This is a genomic window from Pseudomonas sp. UBA4194, assembly GCF_002379585.1.
GTDB lineage: Bacteria > Pseudomonadota > Gammaproteobacteria > Pseudomonadales > Pseudomonadaceae > Aquipseudomonas.
On record NZ_DFUE01000084.1, the window covers coordinates 15,858 to 35,123 of the forward strand.

The following is a 19,266-nucleotide window of genomic DNA, read 5'->3' on the forward strand; positions in this document are numbered from 1 at the left end:
GCGATAAAAACTTAAACCGGAGGTCACTATGTTCGAGAACAACAACAAGCTGCGACATAGCATTGCCCTGGCAACCCTGCTGGCCTGCGCCAGCTTGAGCGCTTCGGCGTGGGCGGATGCCTATGAAGACGCGGCCAAGAAATGGGTCGACAGTGAATTCAAGCCCTCGACCCTCGACCCTGCCCAGCAGATGGCCGAGATGAAGTGGTTCATCGAGGCGGCCAAGCCGTTTCGCGGCATGAGCATCAACGTGGTGTCCGAAACGCTCACCACCCACGAGTACGAAGCCAAGACCCTGGCCAAGGCCTTCAGTGAAATCACCGGGATCAAGCTGACCCACGACCTGCTGCAGGAAGGCGACGTGGTGGAGAAACTGCAGACCCAGATGCAGTCGGACAAGAACATCTACGACGGCTGGGTCAACGACTCGGACCTGATCGGTACGCACTTTCGCTATGGCAAGACCGAAGCCATTACCGACATGATGGAAAGCCCTGAGGGCAAGAAGGCCACCTCGCCGACCCTGGACCTCAAGGATTTCATCGGTATCTCCTTCACCACCGCGCCCGACAAGAAGATCTATCAGTTGCCCGACCAGCAGTTCGCCAACCTTTACTGGTTCCGCGCCGACTGGTTCGAACGGCCGGAATTGAAGAAGAAGTTCAAGGAAATCTACGGCTATGAGTTGGGTGTACCGGTCAACTGGTCGGCCTATGAAGACATTGCCAAGTTCTTCTCCGAGGACGTGAAGGAGATCGACGGCAAACGCATCTATGGCCACATGGACTATGGCAAGAAAGACCCGTCACTGGGGTGGCGTTTCACCGACGCCTGGTTCTCCATGGCCGGTGGCGGCGACAAGGGCCTGCCGAACGGGCTGCCGGTGGATGAGTGGGGCATTCGCGTGGAGGATTGCCATCCCGTGGGCTCCAGCGTGACCCGCGGTGGCGACACCAATGGCCCGGCCGCGGTGTACGCCACGCAGAAGTACGTGGACTGGATGCGTGCCTACGCGCCGCCCGAAGCTCAGGGCATGACGTTCTCGGAATCGGGGCCGGTGCCGGCGCAGGGCAACATCGCCCAGCAGATCTTCTGGTACACCGCCTTCACTGCGGACATGACCAAGCCAGGCCTGCCAGTGATGAATGCCGATGGCACGCCCAAGTGGCGCATGGCACCTTCGCCCAAAGGGCCGTATTGGGAGGAGGGCATGAAGCTGGGCTATCAGGACACCGGTTCCTGGACCTTCCTCAAGTCGACGCCGGAGAAGCAACGCCTGGCGGCCTGGTTGTATGCCCAGTTCGTCACCTCCAAGACGGTATCGCTGAAGAAGACCATCATTGGTCTGACCCCGATTCGCGAGTCTGACATCAACTCACAGGCCATGACCGACCTGGCGCCCAAGCTGGGCGGGCTGGTGGAGTTCTACCGCAGCCCGGCACGGGTGCAGTGGACCCCGACCGGCACCAACGTGCCGGACTATCCACGCCTGGCCCAGTTGTGGTGGAGTCACATTTCGGAAGCCGCCAGCGGCGAGAAGACCCCGCAGCAGGCGCTCGATGGCCTGGCCAAGGATCAGGACGCGATCATGACGCGCCTGGAACGCAGCAAGGTGCAGCCGGTGTGCGGACCGAAGATGAATCCGGAACGTGACGCGCAGTACTGGTTCGATCAGCCGGGCGCGCCTAAGCCCAAGCTGGCCAACGAGAAGCCGCAAGGACAGACGGTGGGTTACGCCGAGCTGTTGAAATCCTGGGAGGATGCGAGGAAGTGAGGGCGTAGAGGTGGGGTGAGGCTGCTGGCGCCTTCGCGGCTGGACGCCGCTCCTACGGGCGGTGTCTGGGGTGGACTCTTCGCGGCTTCACGCCGCTCCTACAGGGGGAGAGTGTCTGGGATGGACTCTCCGCGGCTGGACGCCGCTCCTACAGGGGGGTGTCTGGGGTGGCCTCTTCGCGGCTGGACGCCGCTCCTACAGGGGTTCTGTAGGAGCGGCGTGAAGCCGCGAAGGGGCCGGCAGCGGCGCTGATGTTCCGGATCAACTCACCCGTGCAGCGTCTCTGCCGCGTAAAGGGTGTTTTCCAGCAGACACGCCCGCGTCATCGGCCCAACTCCACCCGGCACCGGGGTAATCCACCCGGCGCGGGGCAGGGCGGTTTCGTACACCACATCGCCGACCAGTTTGCCATCGGCCTGACGGTTGATGCCCACGTCGATGACGATGGCGCCTTCCTTGATCCACTCACCCTTGACCAGCCCGGGTTTGCCCGCAGCCACCACCACCAGATCGGCACGACCGACGTGGCCAGGCAGGTCCTGTGTGAAACGGTGGGTAACGGTCACGGTGCAGCCGGCCAGCAGCAACTCCATGGCCATCGGACGGCCAACGATATTCGAGGCGCCCACCACCACCGCGTTCATGCCATACAAATCCTGCCCGGTGCTTTCCAGCAGGGTCATGATGCCCTTGGGCGTGCAGGGGCGCAGCAGTGGAATACGCTGAGCCAGGCGGCCGACGTTATAAGGGTGGAAGCCATCGACGTCCTTGTCCGGACGGATACGCTCCAGCAATTGGGAGGCATCCAGGTGCTCGGGCAACGGAAGCTGCAACAGGATGCCGTCGATCTGGTCATCCTCGTTGAGCTTGTCGATCAGCGTTTGCAGCGCTTGCTGGGTGGTGCTGCTGGGCAAGTCGAACGCCTGGGAAAGGAAGCCGACTTCTTCGCAGTCTTTACGCTTGTGCGAGACATAGACCTGGGAGGCAGCGTCGGTCCCCACCAGAATCACTGCAAGCCCTGGAGTGCGCAGGCCTTGCTGGCGACGCTCGGCGACACGTTGGGCGATCTGCTGGCGCAGGTTAGCGGCGATCGCCTTGCCGTCGATTAGTTGTGCAGTCATGACGCGTGATTAACCATCGAAAGGGAATGAAAATGTGCGCGCATTCTCGCATGTCGTGGGGCCAGGGCAAAGGCGCTTGGTCCGGGAAACCTCCTAACCCCTTTAATTAAATGAATTTTTTTCAAAAAGGTGTTGACGACCTGCAGGCTCGTCTATAACATTCGTCGCACTTGTCGGGCAGGGCCTAGCACTGGTGAAGAAGGTCAGACAGAATAAGCGGATTTTTAGCTTGTTCGAAACGACTGACTGAAGCTCTGGATTTGTAATCTGCAAGGACTACAGACTCTAAAGCGCCCGTAGCTCAGCTGGATAGAGCATCCGCCTTCTAAGCGGATGGTCGCAGGTTCGAGTCCTGCCGGGTGCGCCATTAGGCAGCTTTGGCACAAGTAACGCAGTAAACGCAATATGGTGGGCGTAGCTCAGTTGGTAGAGCACAGGATTGTGACTCCTGTTGTCGTGGGTTCGATCCCCATCGTCCACCCCATATTCCGAAAAGGCGCCTGATTCTCACCGATCCGGCGCCTTTGCTTTAAACGCTACATGCGGACGTGGTGAAATTGGTAGACACACTGGATTTAGGTTCCAGCGGCGCAAGCTGTAAGAGTTCGAGTCTCTTCGTCCGCACCATCTGTCGTCACTCTCGCCAATTGCGGTGAGTGAGCAAAACGAAAAAGCCGCCTTTTGGGCGGCTTTTTTGCGTTTGGATTTTGGCTTAAGAAGCGAGAAGTCCCTCCATCCCCTGTCCCTCCCAATAAACGCCCATCAAGCCACCATGGGTTGCACCATGCTGAACGTAATGATGTTCCCGCTCTGCTCCACGCTGATCTGCCCGCTGTGCGCCGCCGCGATGGCCTGGGAAATGTACAGGCCGATGCCCAAGCCGTTCTTGTTGCGCAGGTTGTCAGCGCTTTGCGGCTTGAAGGGTTGGAACAGGGTGCCCAATCGTTCAGCGGGGACCGGATTCGTCTCGTTCAGTACGGACAGGCGAGTGTCATTGCCATCCAGGCTCAGACTGATCAATACCGGCTTGCCCGGCGTGCCATGGTAGCGCGCATTGCCCAGCAGGTTGGTGATGACCTGGGCGTAGCGATCCGGGTCCACCATGGCGCGTACGTCCGGCGCGATGTGTGCATCGATGGTCATGCCGGGGAAGGCCACAGCGGTTTCGGCGACGATGCTCTGCACCAGCGCAGAAAGATCGGTGTCGACGCGATTGACCAGGATGCCGAGGCCGGATTGCAGGCGGCTCATTTCCAGGATCTGGCTGATCAGGCGCTCCATGCGGCCGCTGGAGTGGCTGATGTGCTTGCGCAGCTCGGTGTCGCGAACTTCACTGGAGGAAAGCATCGCCGCTGCCATGGATATCGATTGCAATGGGTTGCGCAGGTCGTGGCCGAGCATGGCGATCAGGCGCTGGCGCATGCCGTCGATTTCACTGGCACGGCTCAGGCACAGCTCGACCAGATCACGCCGCAGTTTTTCGGCGATTTCGATCTCGGTGTCGGTCCAGCTGGGCGAGCGGCCCCGCACGACTTCTTCCCAGGCTTCGAATGAGCCGCGAGGCGTCAGGCGGGGCCCCGATGGGCCCACCCTGACGATTTTCTCCGGCTTGCCACCCCAGCGCACGTGGTGGATCTCTTCCTTGCGCAGCCAGATGATCCAGCCGGATTCCTGGCGGTGAAAGCGCACAGCCAGTACCCCGCAGTACGCGTGAGGATTACCTTCGGTGTCGACGCTCTGCCAGTGATCGGTATGAAAAACCTCGTGCTGGCCGTCTTGTTCCAGGTGCTCGATGATTTGCCGGCAGATCAGATCGAACTGTCCGCCGATGCTTTGCGTGCGGCCGGACATGACCACCGCCGCGCCGTCGCAGGGCACCAGTGCGGCAATGTTGTCGGGCTGACCGCTCAGCGCTGCCACCAGGTCTTCGGAGTCGCGCGCGTGCAGGATCAGCGCCTGCTGCTGCTCGCTGGCGCGCTTGAGCGTTTGCGTTGCCAGGTTGTGCTCCAGTCGTTCGACCAGCGCGCTGCACACCTGGGAGATCACCTGGAACGACATGCGCAGCGGATGCGCCATGGTTTTGGGTGCCATGTGGTGGCAGGAAAACAGCCCCCACAGTTTGCCGCCTACCACGATCGAGACACTCATGGATGCGCGCACGCCCATGTTGGTCAGGTATTCGCAATGAATCGGCGAGACGCTGCGCAGGCTGCTGAAGCTGAGGTCGAACGGCTTGCCGGTCTGCGGGTTCAGCCCTGGCATCAGCGGTGATGGCGCATAGGCCACATCGGCGATCAGGCGAATGGGATTCTGTATATAAAGAAGGCGGGCCTGGGCTGGAATGTCGGACGCCGGGTAGCGCTGGCCCAGATAACTCTCCAGGTCGCTACGGCGCGCCTCAGCGATCACTTCGCCGGACAGGTCCGGGCGAAAGCGATAGGCCATGACCCGGTCGAAGCCGGTCATGTTGCGTATTTCGTCGGTCACCCGGCTCAGCAGGCTGTCGATGTCATGGCGCGACTGCATCTGACTGATGATGCGCTGGGCGTAGAGCGCGAACTGGCTGAACGAGGCGCTGGCGGTGCGTCGCGGCTCCAGCTCCAGGTAAAGCACCGACTGGTAGCGGTGCGCGACCACGTCGAACAATCTGCCCAGCAGGATGCTTTCCACGCTGTTGACCCAGTGATCATCGCTGGCCAGGCCTTCGGCGATCAACTCGATCATGCCGTTGCCCAACAGCTGGCTGTCTGGTTCGGTGCCGGGCGGCATGTCGAAGCCGGCCACCTTCTCCAGGTTCGCACTGCGGCTCAGTACCCGCCCCTCACTGCTCAGCGCGATCAGTGCTCCATGAGGCTGGATGGCCCCCGGCAGATGAATCGGCTCATCCTCGCAGTTGGCCAGGGTGACGGGCGTATCGGAACTTGAGGCCATGGCGGTCCTGCGGCGGAGGAGGGCATTGGTGAGGTGTAATGGGGGTAGTGTAGCCGGGGTGTCGCCTGATTCCGGAAGTGCAAGGATAACAGTCACCCCGGTAATGTCTTGCAAAAGTTGTCCGCCAGGCAGCGATTCGGGCCTGAAACGGGCTTTTAGGCCTGCCGTTTAACGGTTTTTGGCCCGACTTGGTTCATCGCCGGGTGCACAGGGTGACTTCTTGAGTTTGACCCACTAGAATGCTTGCCCTTGATCTGGGGTCGGAAATGGCCGGCTAACGTCTGTGCAACGAGGAAAATCCATGCAAGTTTCTGTTGAAAACACTTCCGCTCTCGAGCGCCGCATGACCATCGGCGTTCCTGCCGAGCGCATCGAGGCCGAAGTCAACAAGCGTCTGCAACAGACCGCCCGTAACGCCAAGATCCCGGGCTTCCGTCCAGGCAAGGTGCCTATGAGCGTCATCCGTCAGCGCTACGAGGCTGACGCACGCCAGGAAGCCCTGGGCAACGTGATTCAGGCTTCTTTCTACGAAGCCGTGGTCGAGCAGAAGCTCAACCCAGCCGGCGCCCCTGCCGTCGAGCCTAAAGTGTTCGAAAAAGGCAAGGACCTGGAATACATCGCAACGTTCGAAGTGTTCCCCGAGTTCGAAGTCGGTGCATTCGACACCATCGAAGTCGAGCGTTTGAGCGCCGAGGTTGCCGATAGCGACCTGGACAACATGCTGGAAATCCTGCGCAAGCAGAACGTTCGTTACGAGCAGGCCGAGCGCGCTGCCCAGAACGAAGACCAGCTGAACATCGACTTCGTCGGCAAGATCGAAGGTGAAGCGTTCTCCGGTGGTTCGGCTACCGGCACCCAGCTGGTGCTGGGCTCGGGCCGCATGATTCCGGGCTTCGAAGATGGCCTGGTCGGCGCCAAGGCCGGTGAAGAGAAGGTCCTGAACCTGAACTTCCCCGAGGACTACCAGAACCTGGAGCTGGCCGGCAAGGCCGCCGAGTTCACCGTTACCGTCAACAGCGTTTCGGAACCCAAGCTGCCTGAGCTGACCGAAGAATTCTTCGCCCAGTTCGGCATCAAGGAAACCGGCCTGGACGGTTTCCGCGCCGAAGTTCGCAAGAACATGGAGCGCGAGCTGCGTCAGGCGATCAAGGCCAAGGTCAAGAACCAGGTCATGGACGGTCTGGTTGCCACCAACCCGATCGAAGTGCCGAAGGCGCTGCTGGACAACGAAGTCGACCGTCTGCGCGTACAAGCCGTGCAGCAGTTCGGTGGCAACATCAAGCCTGACCAGCTGCCGGCCGAGCTGTTCACCGAGCAAGCCAAGCGCCGCGTCGTGCTGGGTCTGATCGTGGCCGAAGTGGTCAAGCAGAACGAGCTCAAGCCTGACGAAGCCCGCGTTCGCGAGCTGATCCAGGAGATGGCTTCGGCCTATCAGGAGCCTGAGCAGGTTGTAGCCTGGTACTACAAAAATGAAGAACAGCTGAACGAAGTCCGTTCGGTTGTGCTGGAAGAACAAGTTGTGGATACTGTTCTGCAGAAAGCCAAGGTGACCGACAAGTCGGTCTCTTACGAAGAAGCGGTCAAACCGGCGGAAGCAGCACAAGCCGAGTGATCGTTCTCTGACGTTCGAAAACACCCATAAGCCAGCCTTCGTGCTGGCTTATGTGTATTCAAGACATGACTATTTGGGAGTGAGTGCGAGACATGTCCCGCAATTCTTATATTCAGCAGAGCTCTGACATCCAGGCCGCAGGCGGTCTGGTCCCGATGGTTATCGAGCAATCCGCTCGTGGCGAACGCGCCTACGACATCTACTCGCGTCTGCTCAAGGAGCGAGTGATCTTCCTGATTGGCCCTGTCGAAGACTACATGGCCAACCTGGTAGCGGCACAGTTGCTGTTCCTTGAAGCGGAAAACCCGGACAAGGACATCCATCTCTACATCAACTCACCCGGCGGTTCGGTGACTGCAGGCATGTCGATCTACGACACCATGCAGTTCATCAAGCCAGACGTTTCCACCACCTGCATCGGTCAGGCCTGCAGCATGGGCGCGTTCCTGCTGGCGGGCGGCGCTGCTGGCAAGCGTCACTGCCTGCCGAACTCGCGGATGATGATTCACCAGCCGTTGGGCGGTTTCCAGGGCCAGGCGTCGGACATCGACATCCATGCCAAGGAAATCCTGTCCATTCGTCATCGCCTCAACTCGCTGCTGGCCCATCACACCGGCCAAAGCCTGGAAACCATTGAGCGCGATACCGAGCGTGACAACTTCATGAGTGCCGAACGTGCCGCCGAATACGGCCTGATCGACTCCGTGATGCACAAGCGTCACATGCCGGCCTGAGCCCTTCAATAACGGGTAGCAGGGTTGACCTGCTACCTGTGCACTTGAAAAAGCCCGTGATTGCCTTCATCTTGTGTTGCAAGCCTATCGGATTTGGATCGATCGAATGACTGACACCCGCAACGGCGAGGACAACGGCAACAAACTGCTCTATTGCTCCTTCTGCGGCAAAAGCCAGCATGAAGTGCGCAAATTGATTGCCGGCCCCTCGGTCTTTATCTGCGACGAGTGCGTCGACCTGTGCAACGACATCATCCGTGAGGAGGTGCAGGAAGCCCAGGCCGAAAGCAGCGCGCATAAATTGCCCTCGCCCAAAGAAATAAGCGGCATCCTGGATCAGTACGTGATTGGCCAGGAACGCGCGAAGAAGGTGCTTGCCGTAGCGGTGTACAACCACTACAAGCGCCTGAACCAACGTGACAAGAAAAACGACGACGTCGAGCTTGGCAAGAGCAACATCCTGCTGATCGGGCCTACCGGTTCGGGCAAGACGCTGCTGGCCGAAACCCTGGCCCGTCTGCTCAACGTCCCCTTCACCATCGCTGACGCGACCACACTGACCGAAGCCGGTTATGTGGGTGAGGATGTCGAGAACATCATTCAGAAGCTGTTGCAGAAGTGCGACTACGACGTGGAAAAGGCCCAGATGGGCATTGTCTACATCGACGAGATCGACAAGATCTCGCGCAAGTCGGACAACCCGTCCATCACCCGGGACGTTTCCGGTGAAGGCGTGCAGCAGGCGTTGCTGAAGTTGATCGAGGGCACCGTTGCCTCGGTACCACCGCAAGGTGGGCGCAAACATCCCCAGCAGGAATTCCTGCAAGTGGATACGCGCAACATCCTGTTCATCTGTGGCGGCGCGTTCTCTGGCCTGGAAAAGGTCATCCAGAATCGCTCCACCCAGGGCGGCATCGGCTTCGGCGCCGAAGTTCGCAGCAAGCAGGAAGGCAAGAAAGTCGGCGAGTCGCTGCGTGAAGTCGAGCCGGACGATCTGGTCAAGTTTGGCCTGATCCCCGAGTTCGTCGGTCGTCTGCCGGTCCTCGCGACCCTGGACGAACTGGATGAGGCTGCATTGATGCAGATTCTCACCGAGCCGAAGAACGCGCTGACCAAGCAATACGGCAAGCTGTTCGAGATGGAAGGCGTCGACCTTGAGTTCCGCAGCGATGCGCTCAAGTCGGTTGCCCGCAGGGCGCTGGAGCGTAAAACCGGTGCTCGAGGCCTGCGTTCCATCCTCGAAGGTATCCTGCTCGATACCATGTACGAAATTCCTTCGCAGACCGATGTAAGCAAAGTGGTCATCGACGAAAGTGTGATCGAGGGGACGTCCAAGCCGCTGTTGATCTACGAAAACAGCGAGCCGCCGGCCAAGGCAGCACCCGACGCATAAGTCGACAATGTGGGTTGGAAAGAGGAAGGGGCCTACGGGCCCCTTTCGTTTTTCAGCCAGCGAGCTTGTATTTTCGGGGGGGTGCCCCCACATTGACAGCAAGCTCAATTCCATCTGTTTACGGCCATCAGGGCCGCTGTAGAGGCGAAATCATGAAGACAACCATCGAATTGCCTCTCCTGCCATTGCGTGATGTCGTCGTATATCCGCATATGGTTATCCCGCTGTTCGTGGGACGTGAGAAGTCCATCGAGGCCCTCGAGGCTGCGATGTCCGGCGAGAAGCAGATCCTTTTGCTGGCGCAAAGGAATCCGGCCGATGATGATCCAGGTGAAGACGCTCTTTACCGTGTCGGTACTGTCGCTACCGTGTTGCAACTGCTCAAGCTGCCGGACGGCACCGTCAAGGTGCTGGTGGAGGGCGAGCAGCGTGGCAGCGTCGAGCAGTTCATCGAGGTGGACGGACACATCCGCGCCGAAGTGCAACTGATCGACGAAGTCGACGCCCCTGATCGCGAATCCGAAGTGTTCGTGCGCAGCCTGCTGGCTCAGTTCGAGCAATACGTGCAGTTGGGCAAGAAGGTGCCGGCCGAAGTGCTGTCGTCGCTCAACAGCATCGACGAGCCAGGCCGCTTGGTCGACACCATGGCCGCCCATATGGCCCTGAAGATCGAGCAGAAGCAGGACATCCTCGAAATCATCGACCTGTCGGCCCGTGTCGAACACGTGCTGGCGTTGCTCGATGGCGAGATCGACCTGTTGCAGGTCGAAAAGCGCATTCGCGGCCGCGTCAAGAAGCAAATGGAGCGCAGCCAGCGTGAGTATTATCTGAATGAGCAGATGAAGGCCATTCAGAAAGAGCTGGGCGACAGCGAGGAAGGCCACAACGAAGTCGAAGAGCTGAAGAAGCGCATCGACGCCGCCGGTCTGCCCAAGGACGCCCTGGCCAAGGCCACTGCGGAGTTGAACAAGCTCAAGCAGATGTCGCCGATGTCCGCCGAAGCCACCGTGGTGCGTACCTACATCGACTGGCTGGTGCAGGTGCCTTGGAAAGCTCAGAGCAAGGTCCGTCTGGATCTGGCCCGCGCCGAAAGCATCCTGGACGCCGACCACTACGGTCTGGAAGAAGTCAAGGAGCGCATCCTCGAGTACCTCGCCGTGCAGAAGCGGGTGAAGAAAATCCGTGGCCCGGTGCTGTGCCTGGTCGGTCCACCGGGTGTGGGCAAGACGTCCCTGGCGGAGTCCATCGCTCACGCCACCAACCGCAAGTTCGTGCGCATGGCCCTGGGCGGCGTTCGTGACGAGGCCGAGATTCGCGGCCATCGTCGTACCTACATCGGCTCCATGCCTGGCCGTCTGATTCAGAAGATGACCAAGGTAGGCGTGCGCAACCCGCTGTTCCTGCTCGATGAAATCGACAAGATGGGCAGCGACATGCGCGGCGATCCTGCCTCGGCATTGCTCGAGGTGCTGGACCCGGAGCAGAACCACAATTTCAACGACCATTACCTGGAAGTCGACTACGACCTTTCCGACGTGATGTTCCTCTGCACGTCCAACTCGATGAACATCCCGCCAGCCTTGCTGGACCGGATGGAAGTCATTCGTCTGCCGGGTTACACCGAAGACGAGAAGATCAACATCGCCACCAAGTACCTGTCGCCCAAGCAGATCGAGGCGAACGGCCTGAAGAAGGGCGAAGTGCAGATCGACGTCGAGGCCATTCGCGACATCATCCGCTACTACACCCGCGAAGCTGGCGTGCGGGGCCTGGAGCGTCAGATCGCCAAGGTGTGCCGCAAGGTGGTCAAGGAACACGCCCACGAGAAGAAATTCAGCGTCAAGGTGACCTCCGAGTCTCTCGAGCACCTGCTGGGTGTGCGCAAGTTCCGCTACGGCCTGGCCGAGCAGCAGGATCAGATCGGTCAAGTGACCGGTCTGGCCTGGACGCAGGTCGGTGGTGAGTTGCTGACCATCGAGGCTGCCGTGGTCCCCGGCAAGGGTCAGCTGATCAAGACCGGTTCGCTGGGCGACGTGATGGTCGAGTCCATTACTGCCGCGCAGACCGTGGTCCGCAGTCGTGCCAAGAGCCTGGGTATTCCTCTGGACTTCCACGAGAAGCGCGATACGCACATTCACATGCCGGAAGGCGCGACCCCGAAAGATGGTCCTAGCGCTGGCGTGGGCATGTGCACGGCGCTGGTTTCCGCTCTCACGCAGATTCCGGTACGCGCCGATGTGGCCATGACGGGTGAGATCACCTTGCGTGGTCAGGTACTGGCTATTGGTGGTTTGAAGGAAAAATTGTTGGCCGCGCATCGGGGGGGGATCAAGACTGTGATCATTCCCGAAGAGAACGTACGCGACCTCAAGGAAATTCCGGACAACATCAAACAGGATCTTCAGATTAAACCTGTTAAATGGATTGACGAAGTCCTGCAAATTGCGCTGCAATACGCCCCGGAGCCCTTGCCCGATGTGGCTCCCGAGATAGTCGCCAAGGATGAGAAACGCGATTCGGATTCCAAGGAAAGAATCAGCACGCATTGAGCCTGTATTTGACCGGGTGGCTTTCTTGACAGCTTTTTAGAGCCCTTGTTATAAAGCGGCACTTGCTGTGAAGGCAGCCACCCGGCGCCCGTTTCACCACATACTTAGAAACAACTCAAAATAGATATAAGGGGACTTATAGTGAACAAGTCGGAACTGATTGATGCAATCGCCGCATCTGCTGATATCTCCAAAGCTACAGCTGGCAAGGCGCTGGACGCAGTGATCGAATCTGTCACAGGTGCCCTGAAGGCCGGTGATTCCGTTGTCCTCGTTGGCTTCGGCACTTTCTCCGTTACCGATCGCCCTGCACGTACCGGCCGCAACCCGCAAACCGGCAAGGCCCTGGAAATCGCGGCCGCCAAGAAGCCTAGCTTCAAAGCCGGTAAAGCCCTGAAAGAAGCTTGCAACTAAGCTTCGGCCAAGCCTTTGCTACCCGCCGCGTGGCGATGCCCGCACGGGGAGCGGAGCTGAAACAGCTCCGCGAGTTACGAGAAGGCGCATCCTCGGATGCGCCTTTCTTCTATCCGGATTCCTATTACTCTCCGCGGTCGCTTCATCTGTACGACCGTTTTCGGGGGACGCATGCTGCAGAACATCAGGGATAACTCCCAAGGCTGGATTGCCAAGAGCATCATCGGTCTGATCATCGTGTTGATGGCGCTGACCGGCTTCGATGCCATTTTCCAGGCCACCAGCCACAGCCAGGACGCTGCCAAGGTCAACGGTGACGAAATCACCTTGAACGAACTGAGCCAGGCCACCGAAATGCAACGCCGCCAGCTGATGCAACAGCTGGGCAAGGATTTCGATCCCGCACTGCTGGACGACAGAATGCTGCGTGAATCGGCCCTCAAAGGCCTGATCGATCGCAAGCTGCTGCTTCAGGGCGCACATGACGCCAAGTTTGCTTTTTCCGAAGGCGCACTGGATCAGGTCATGCTGCAAACGCCTGAGTTTCAGGTCGACGGCAAGTTCAGCGCCGAGCGCTTCGATCAGGTGATCCGCCAGATGGGCTATGGCCGTCTGCAGTTCCGCCAGATGCTCGCCGAAGAAATGCTCATCGGTCAGCTGCGCGCCGGGCTGGCGGGCAGCAGCTTCGTCACCGACGCTCAGGTTGCTGCCTTCGCGCGACTGGAAAAGCAGACGCGTGACTTCGCCTCTCTGACCTTCAAGGCCGATCCGTCCACCGCCAAGGTCACCGACGACGAGATCAAGGCGCACTACGACGAGCACGCCAAGGAGTTCATGAGCCCCGACCAGGTGGTCATCGACTACGTGGAGCTGAAAAAGTCGTCGTTCTTCGATCAGGTCACCGTCAAGGACGAAGACCTGCAGGACGCCTACCAGAAAGAAGTGGCGAACCTGTCCGAACAGCGTCGTGCCGGTCACATCCTCATCGAAGTCAATGACAAGGTGGACGATGCCCAGGCCAAGGCGAAGATCGAGGAAGTGCAGGCACGTCTGAACAAGGGTGAAGACTTCGCCAAGCTGGCCAGGGAATTCTCCCAGGACCCTGGCTCCGCCAACAATGGCGGTGACCTGGGCTTCGCTGGCAACGGCGTCTACGACCCTGCCTTCGAGACCGCCCTGAATGCGCTGAGCAAGGGTCAGGTGTCGGCACCGGTACGCACCGACTTCGGCTGGCACCTGATCAAGCTCGAAGACGTGCAGTCCCCGGACGTGCCCACCTTCGCCAGCCTCAAGGCCAAGCTGACCAGCGACCTGAAGACTCAGGAAGTCGAGCAGCGGTTCGTCACCGCCACCAAGCAACTGGAAGACTCGGCTTTCGAGGCTTCCGACCTGGCACAACCTGCTCAGGAACTGGGCTTGAAGGTGCAGACCTCCGAGCCGTTCGGCAAGGAAGGCGGCAACCAGGGCGTGGTCGCCAGCCGTGCCGTGGTGCAGGCTGCGTTCAGTCCGGAAGTGCTGGAAGAGGGTTCCAACAGCGCGGCGATCGAGCTGGACCCGGAAACCATGGTCGTGGTGCGGGTCAAGGAACACCGCAAGCCTGAGCAGCTGCCATTGGAAGCCGTGGCGGGTCCGATCAGGACCGAGCTGGCCAAACAGCATGCTGCGGCCGACGTGAAAGCCAAGGGCGAAGCGTTGATTGCTGGCTTGCGTGACGGCAAGGTGCCGCTGGCTGCCAGTCAGAATGGCCAGCCGTGGAAGGTCGCCGAGGCGGTCAGCCGCGGTCAGGAAGGCGTTGATCCCGTGGAGCTGCAGGCCCTGTTCCGCATGGCCAAGCCCAGCACCAAGGACAAGCCGGAGTTCAGCAGCGTTTCGCTCAAGGATGGCAGTTTCGTGATCCTGCGCCTGGACGGTGTGAACGAGGCGGCTGCGCCGAGCGATGAAGAGAAGACCCAGTACCGCCGCTTCCTGGCATCGCGTATTGGCCAGCAGGACTTTGCGGCCTACCGCAAGTTGCTGGAAACCAAGGCGGACATCACCAAGTATTGAGGTGATGCACGTTCGAGCAAAAGGCCGCGTATGCGGCCTTTTGCTTTTGTGGTGGCAGTGCTGCGGCTTCGCGGCTGTACGCCGCTCCTACAGGGAATGGAGTCGGCAAACCCCAGCCACAAAAAAACGCCGCTGAAATCAGCGGCGTTCTTTCAACCCATCGAAGCCAGCTTACTCTTCGATGTCGCCCATGGCGGTGGTGTTGAAACCGCCGTCCACGTACATGATTTCCCCGCTGATGCCCGACGCCAGGTCCGAACACAGGAACGCGCCGGCGTTGCCGACTTCGTCGATGGTGACGTTGCGACGCAGCGGCGTTTGCGCTTCGTTGGCCGCCAGCATCTTGCGGAAGTTCTTGATGCCCGAAGCCGCCAGGGTGCGGATCGGACCTGCCGATACGGCGTTGACGCGAGTGCCTTCCGGGCCCAGGGAGCCGGCCAGGTAGCGCACGCCTGCTTCCAGGGACGCCTTGGCCATGCCCATCACGTTGTAGTTGGGCATGGTGCGCTCGGCGCCCAGGTACGACAGGGTCAGCAGGCTGCCATTGCGGCCTTTCATCATCTCGCGGCCAGCCTTGGCCAGGGCCACGAAGCTGTAGGCGCTGATGTCGTGAGCGATGCGGAAACCTTCGCGGGTGGTGGCTTGTGTGAAGTCGCCGTCCAGCTGGTCGCCCGGGGCGAAGCCCACGGAGTGAACGATCACGTCCAGGCCATCCCACTTCTTGCTAAGCGCTTCGAAAACCGAGGCGATTTCAGCGTCGCTGGCCACATCGCAAGGGAAGCACAGGTCTGCATTGGAACCCCAGCCCGCAGCGAATTCTTCGACGCGGCCCTTGAGTTTTTCGTTCTGGTAGGTGAAGGCAAGTTCAGCACCCTCGCGATGCATGGCGGCAGCAATGCCGGATGCGATGGACAGTTTGCTGGCGACACCTACGATCAGGACGCGCTTACCGGCGAGAAAACCCATGTGTTGTTCCTCTTCAGGTTAATCGACAGCGGTTGGGGCCAAGAAGGCTGCTTCCAACAGCTGCTGTGTATAAGGGTGCTGCGGCGAAGCAAAGATCGCCTGCGCCGCCCCTTGTTCGACCACCTGACCCTGTTTGACCACCATCAGTTGGTGGCTCAAGGCTTTGACTACCGCCAGGTCATGGCTGATAAACAAATAGGTCAGGTTGTATTTCAGTTGCAGTGAACGCAACAGCTCCACCACTTGACGCTGGACCGTGCGGTCGAGCGCCGAGGTGGGCTCGTCCAGCAATATCAGCGCCGGTTTCAATACCAGGGCCCTGGCAATGGCGATACGTTGCCGTTGCCCGCCGGAGAACTCGTGGGGGTAGCGATGCCGGGTATCCGGATCCAGCCCTACCTCCTTGAGCGCGGCAATAATAGCCTGTTCTTGCTCGGCTTCGTTGCCGATCTTGTGAATTCGCAGGCCTTCGCCGACGATCTGGCTCACGCTCATGCGTGGGCTCAAGCTGCCGAACGGGTCCTGAAAGACCACTTGCATCTGCCGCCGCAGCGGCCTCACCTGCTGTTGGCTCAGGCTGTCCAGCGCCTGTCCCTGAAAGCGAATCGCGCCCTGACTGCCGATCAGGCGCAGAATTGCCAGACCCAACGTCGATTTGCCCGAGCCACTTTCACCGACGATGCCCAGGGTCTGTCCGCGAGGCAGGCTGAAGCCGATACCGTCGACTGCCTTGACGTGGTCGACGGTGCCGCGCAGCAGGCCTTTCTTGATCGGAAACCAGACACGAAGGTTATCGACTTCCAGCATTGGCTCGCCGGTCACCGTGGCCGCGGGCTGACCGCTGGGTTCGGCACCGAGCAATACCTGAGTGTAGGAATGCTGTGGCGCCCGAAACAATTCTTCACAAGTAGCCTGTTCGACGATGCAACCGCGCTGCATGACACATACCCGGTGCGCAATTCTTTTCACCAGGTTCAAATCGTGGCTGATCAGCAGCAATGCCATGCCCAGTCGGGCCTGCAGTTCCTTGAGCAGCTTGAGAATCTTCAGCTGCACGGTGACGTCCAGCGCGGTGGTGGGTTCGTCGGCAATCAGCAGCTCAGGCTCGTTGGCCAGGGCCATGGCGATCATCACCCGCTGGCGCTGGCCGCCGGACAGCTCATGGGGCAGGGCCTTCAAGCGCTTGTGCGGCTCGGGAATGCCCACCAGCTCCAGCAACTCGAGGGTACGCAGGGTGGCCGCCTTGCCCGTCAGGCCCTTGTGCAGCGACAGCACCTCGTTGATCTGTTTGCCGATGTTGTGCAACGGATTCAGCGAGGTCATGGGCTCCTGGAAGATCATTGCAATGCGATTGCCGCGAATGTGCCGCAGCTGCTTTTCGTCCAGGCTCAGCATGTCGCGGCCGGCGTAATGGATGGTGCCGCTGGGGTGGCGTGCCAGCGGATAGGGCAGCAGGCGCAGGATCGAGTGGGCGGTGACGGATTTGCCCGAGCCGCTTTCGCCCACCAGCGCCAGGGTCTCGCCGCGGCGAATGTCGAAACTGATGTTTTCCACCACCCGCTGGTGGCGGTCGCCCACCACGAATTCGACGGCCAGGTCGCGGATTTCGATCAGGTTGTCCGGACTCATGTCATTTCCTCGGGTCGAAGGCGTCACGGGCGGACTCGCCGATGAACACCAGCAGGCTGAGCATCAGGGCCAGCACGGTGAAGGCGCTGATGCCCAGCCAGGGCGCTTGCAGGTTGGACTTGCCCTGGGCCACCAGTTCGCCCAGGGAGGGCGAGCCGGCGGGCAGGCCGAAGCCCAGGAAGTCCAGCGCGGTAAGGGTGCCGATGGCGCCGGTGAGGATGAACGGCATAAAAGTCATGGTCGAGACCATGGCGTTGGGCAGGATGTGGCGGAACATGATGGCGCCGTTCTGCATGCCCAGCGCGCGTGCTGCGCGGACGTACTCCAGATTGCGTCCGCGCAGGAATTCGGCGCGCACCACGTCCACCAGACTCATCCAGGAAAACAACAGCATGATGCCCAGCAGCCACCAGAAATTGGGCTGCACGAAGCTGGCCAGGATGATCAGCAGGTACAGCACCGGCAACCCCGACCAGATTTCCAGAAAGCGTTGCCCGGCCAGATCCACCCAGCCTCCGTAGAAGCCCTGAAGGGCGCCTGCGATCACCCCGATGACGGAACTGGCGAGGGTCAGGGTCAGGGCGAACAGCACGGAAATACGGAAGCCGTAGATCACCCGGGCCAGCACGTCGCGGCCCTGGTCATCGGTCCCCAGCCAGTTCTGCGCCGAGGGCGGTGCCGGAGCCGGTACTTTCAGGTCGTAGTTGATGCTCTGGTAACTGAAGGGGATGGGTGCCCACAGCGTCCAGCCATCCTTGGCCGCCAGCAGCTCGCGGATGTACGGACTCTTGTAGTTGGCCTCCAGCGGGAATTCGCCGCCGAAGGTGGTTTCCGGGTAGCGCTTGAGGGCCGGGAAGTACCACTGGCCGTCGTAGCGCACCGCCAGTGGCCGGTCGTTGGCGATCAGCTCTGCGCCCAGGCTCAGCCCGAACAGGATCAGGAACAACCACAGCGACCACCAGCCCCGCTTGTTGGCCTTGAAGCGTTCGAAGCGGCGGCGATTGAGGGGTGACAGGTTCATCTCAATGCTCCCGGCTGCCGAAATCGATCCGTGGATCGACCAGGGTGTAGGTAAGGTCGCCGATCAGTTTCACTACCAGCCCCAGCAGGGTGAAGATGAACAGGGTGCCGAACACCACCGGGTAATCGCGGTTGATTGCCGCCTCGAAGCTCATCAGGCCGAGGCCGTCGAGCGAGAAGATCACTTCCACCAACAGCGAACCGGTGAAGAAGATGCCGATGAAGGCCGACGGGAAGCCGGCGATCACCAGCAGCATGGCGTTGCGGAACACGTGGCCATAGAGCACCCGATGGTTGCTCAGGCCCTTGGCTTTGGCGGTGACCACGTACTGTTTGCCGATCTCGTCGAGAAAGCTGTTCTTGGTCAACAGGGTCATGGTGGCGAAGTGGCCGATCACCAGTGCGCTGACCGGCAGCACCAGGTGCCAGAAATAATCCAGGACCTTGCCGCTCCAGCTCAGGTCCTCGAAATTGTTGGAGGTCAGTCCGCGCAGGGGGAACCAGTCCAGGTAACTGCCGCCGGCGAACACCACGATCAGCAGGATGGCGAACAGAAAAGCGGGAATGGCATAGCCGATGATGATCGCCGAGCTGGTCCAGACGTCGAAGTGGCTACCGTGACGAGTGGCCTTGGCGATGCCCAGGGGGATCGACACCAGGTACATGATCAGCGTGCTCCACAGCCCAAGGGAGATGGAGACGGGCATTTTCTCGATGATCAGGTCGATGACCTTGGCGTCGCGGAAGAAGCTGCTGCCGAAGTCCAGGTGGGCGTAGTTCTTGATCATGATCCACAGCCGTTCCGGCGCCGACTTGTCGAAACCGTACATTTTCTCGATTTCTTTCACCAACGCCGGGTCCAGGCCCTGGGCCCCCCTATAGCTGGAGCCGGCCACCGCCACTTCGGCGCCACCACCGGCGATGCGGCTGGTCGCCCCGTCGAAGCCTTCCAGCTTGGCGATCATCTGCTCCACGGGCCCGCCTGGGGCGGCCTGGATGATGGCGAAGTTGATGATGAGGATGCCGAACAAGGTCGGGATGATCAGCAGCAAGCGGCGCAGAATGTAGGCCAGCATG

13 protein-coding genes and 3 tRNA genes are annotated in these 19,266 nt (G+C 60.3%); 10 read left to right on the plus strand and 6 right to left on the minus strand.

Annotation, left to right across the window (positions count from 1 at the left end; translation table 11 throughout):
* The first annotated feature begins 28 nt into the window (after positions 1-28).
* Positions 29-1,774: an ABC transporter substrate-binding protein gene (locus B3397_RS20005; protein ID WP_296253413.1), complete on the plus strand. Its 1,746-nt coding sequence runs from the start codon at positions 29-31 to the stop codon at positions 1,772-1,774.
* 266 nt (positions 1,775-2,040) lie between these two features.
* On the opposite strand, the gene folD is transcribed toward B3397_RS20005, so the two are convergent.
* On the minus strand, positions 2,041-2,895 hold the full coding sequence (folD, locus tag B3397_RS20010; protein ID WP_296253415.1) for a bifunctional methylenetetrahydrofolate dehydrogenase/methenyltetrahydrofolate cyclohydrolase FolD: 855 nt from the start codon (positions 2,893-2,895) through the stop codon (positions 2,041-2,043).
* A gap of 290 nt (positions 2,896-3,185) precedes the next feature.
* On the opposite strand from folD, the gene B3397_RS20015 reads away from it, so the two are divergent.
* The 3 genes from B3397_RS20015 to B3397_RS20025 all read left to right on the plus strand — a co-directional run bounded on the left by B3397_RS20015 (position 3,186) and on the right by B3397_RS20025 (position 3,522).
* Positions 3,186-3,262, plus strand: a tRNA-Arg gene (locus tag B3397_RS20015).
* A 41-nt stretch (positions 3,263-3,303) separates the two neighbouring features.
* Positions 3,304-3,379: transfer RNA gene (locus B3397_RS20020), tRNA-His, on the plus strand.
* Positions 3,380-3,437: 58 nt separating this feature from the next.
* Positions 3,438-3,522: transfer RNA gene (locus B3397_RS20025), tRNA-Leu, on the plus strand.
* Positions 3,523-3,657: 135 nt separating this feature from the next.
* Here B3397_RS20025 and B3397_RS20030 read toward each other — a convergent pair.
* On the minus strand, positions 3,658-5,826 hold the full coding sequence (locus tag B3397_RS20030) for a GAF domain-containing protein (RefSeq protein ID WP_296253417.1): 2,169 nt from the start codon (positions 5,824-5,826) through the stop codon (positions 3,658-3,660).
* Between the two features lie 301 nt (positions 5,827-6,127).
* Here B3397_RS20030 and tig point away from each other — a divergent pair, with 301 nt between their 5' ends.
* The 6 genes from tig (at position 6,128) to B3397_RS20060 (ending at position 14,574) form a co-directional block, all read left to right on the plus strand.
* Positions 6,128-7,438 (plus strand): trigger factor, encoded by a 1,311-nt coding sequence (gene tig / locus B3397_RS20035; RefSeq protein WP_296253419.1) that lies wholly within the window; start codon positions 6,128-6,130, stop codon positions 7,436-7,438.
* A gap of 92 nt (positions 7,439-7,530) precedes the next feature.
* Positions 7,531-8,172: an ATP-dependent Clp endopeptidase proteolytic subunit ClpP gene (clpP, locus tag B3397_RS20040; RefSeq protein WP_296253422.1), complete on the plus strand. Its 642-nt coding sequence runs from the start codon at positions 7,531-7,533 to the stop codon at positions 8,170-8,172.
* Positions 8,173-8,278: 106 nt separating this feature from the next.
* Positions 8,279-9,565, plus strand: a complete 1,287-nt coding sequence (gene clpX, locus B3397_RS20045; protein ID WP_296253423.1) for an ATP-dependent Clp protease ATP-binding subunit ClpX — start codon at positions 8,279-8,281, stop codon at positions 9,563-9,565.
* A gap of 152 nt (positions 9,566-9,717) precedes the next feature.
* A complete protein-coding gene (lon, locus tag B3397_RS20050; RefSeq protein ID WP_296253424.1) occupies positions 9,718-12,114 on the plus strand; it encodes an endopeptidase La in 2,397 nt (798 codons plus the stop codon).
* A gap of 141 nt (positions 12,115-12,255) precedes the next feature.
* On the plus strand, positions 12,256-12,528 hold the full coding sequence (locus B3397_RS20055) for an HU family DNA-binding protein (RefSeq protein WP_296253426.1): 273 nt from the start codon (positions 12,256-12,258) through the stop codon (positions 12,526-12,528).
* A gap of 171 nt (positions 12,529-12,699) precedes the next feature.
* Positions 12,700-14,574, plus strand: coding sequence for a SurA N-terminal domain-containing protein (locus B3397_RS20060; RefSeq protein ID WP_296253427.1), 1,875 nt, complete (start codon positions 12,700-12,702; stop codon positions 14,572-14,574).
* Positions 14,575-14,745: 171 nt separating this feature from the next.
* Here B3397_RS20060 and fabI read toward each other — a convergent pair whose 3' ends face one another.
* Genes fabI through B3397_RS20080 form a run of 4 tightly spaced genes read right to left on the minus strand, consistent with a single transcriptional unit; the run spans position 14,746 to position 19,265 of the window.
* Positions 14,746-15,540, minus strand: coding sequence for an enoyl-ACP reductase FabI (gene fabI, locus B3397_RS20065; RefSeq protein WP_296253429.1), 795 nt, complete (start codon positions 15,538-15,540; stop codon positions 14,746-14,748).
* 18 nt (positions 15,541-15,558) lie between these two features.
* Complete coding sequence (locus tag B3397_RS20070) at positions 15,559-17,169, minus strand: ABC transporter ATP-binding protein (protein WP_296253431.1); 1,611 nt, start codon at positions 17,167-17,169, stop codon at positions 15,559-15,561.
* 1 nt (position 17,170) lies between these two features.
* Positions 17,171-18,190, minus strand: a complete 1,020-nt coding sequence (locus B3397_RS20075; RefSeq protein WP_296253433.1) for an ABC transporter permease — start codon at positions 18,188-18,190, stop codon at positions 17,171-17,173.
* Between the two features lies 1 nt (position 18,191).
* The gene (locus tag B3397_RS20080; RefSeq protein WP_296253434.1) at positions 18,192-19,265 is read right to left on the minus strand and encodes a microcin C ABC transporter permease YejB; all 1,074 of its coding nucleotides are present in this window, start codon (positions 19,263-19,265) and stop codon (positions 18,192-18,194) included.
* Position 19,266 lies beyond the last annotated feature (1 nt).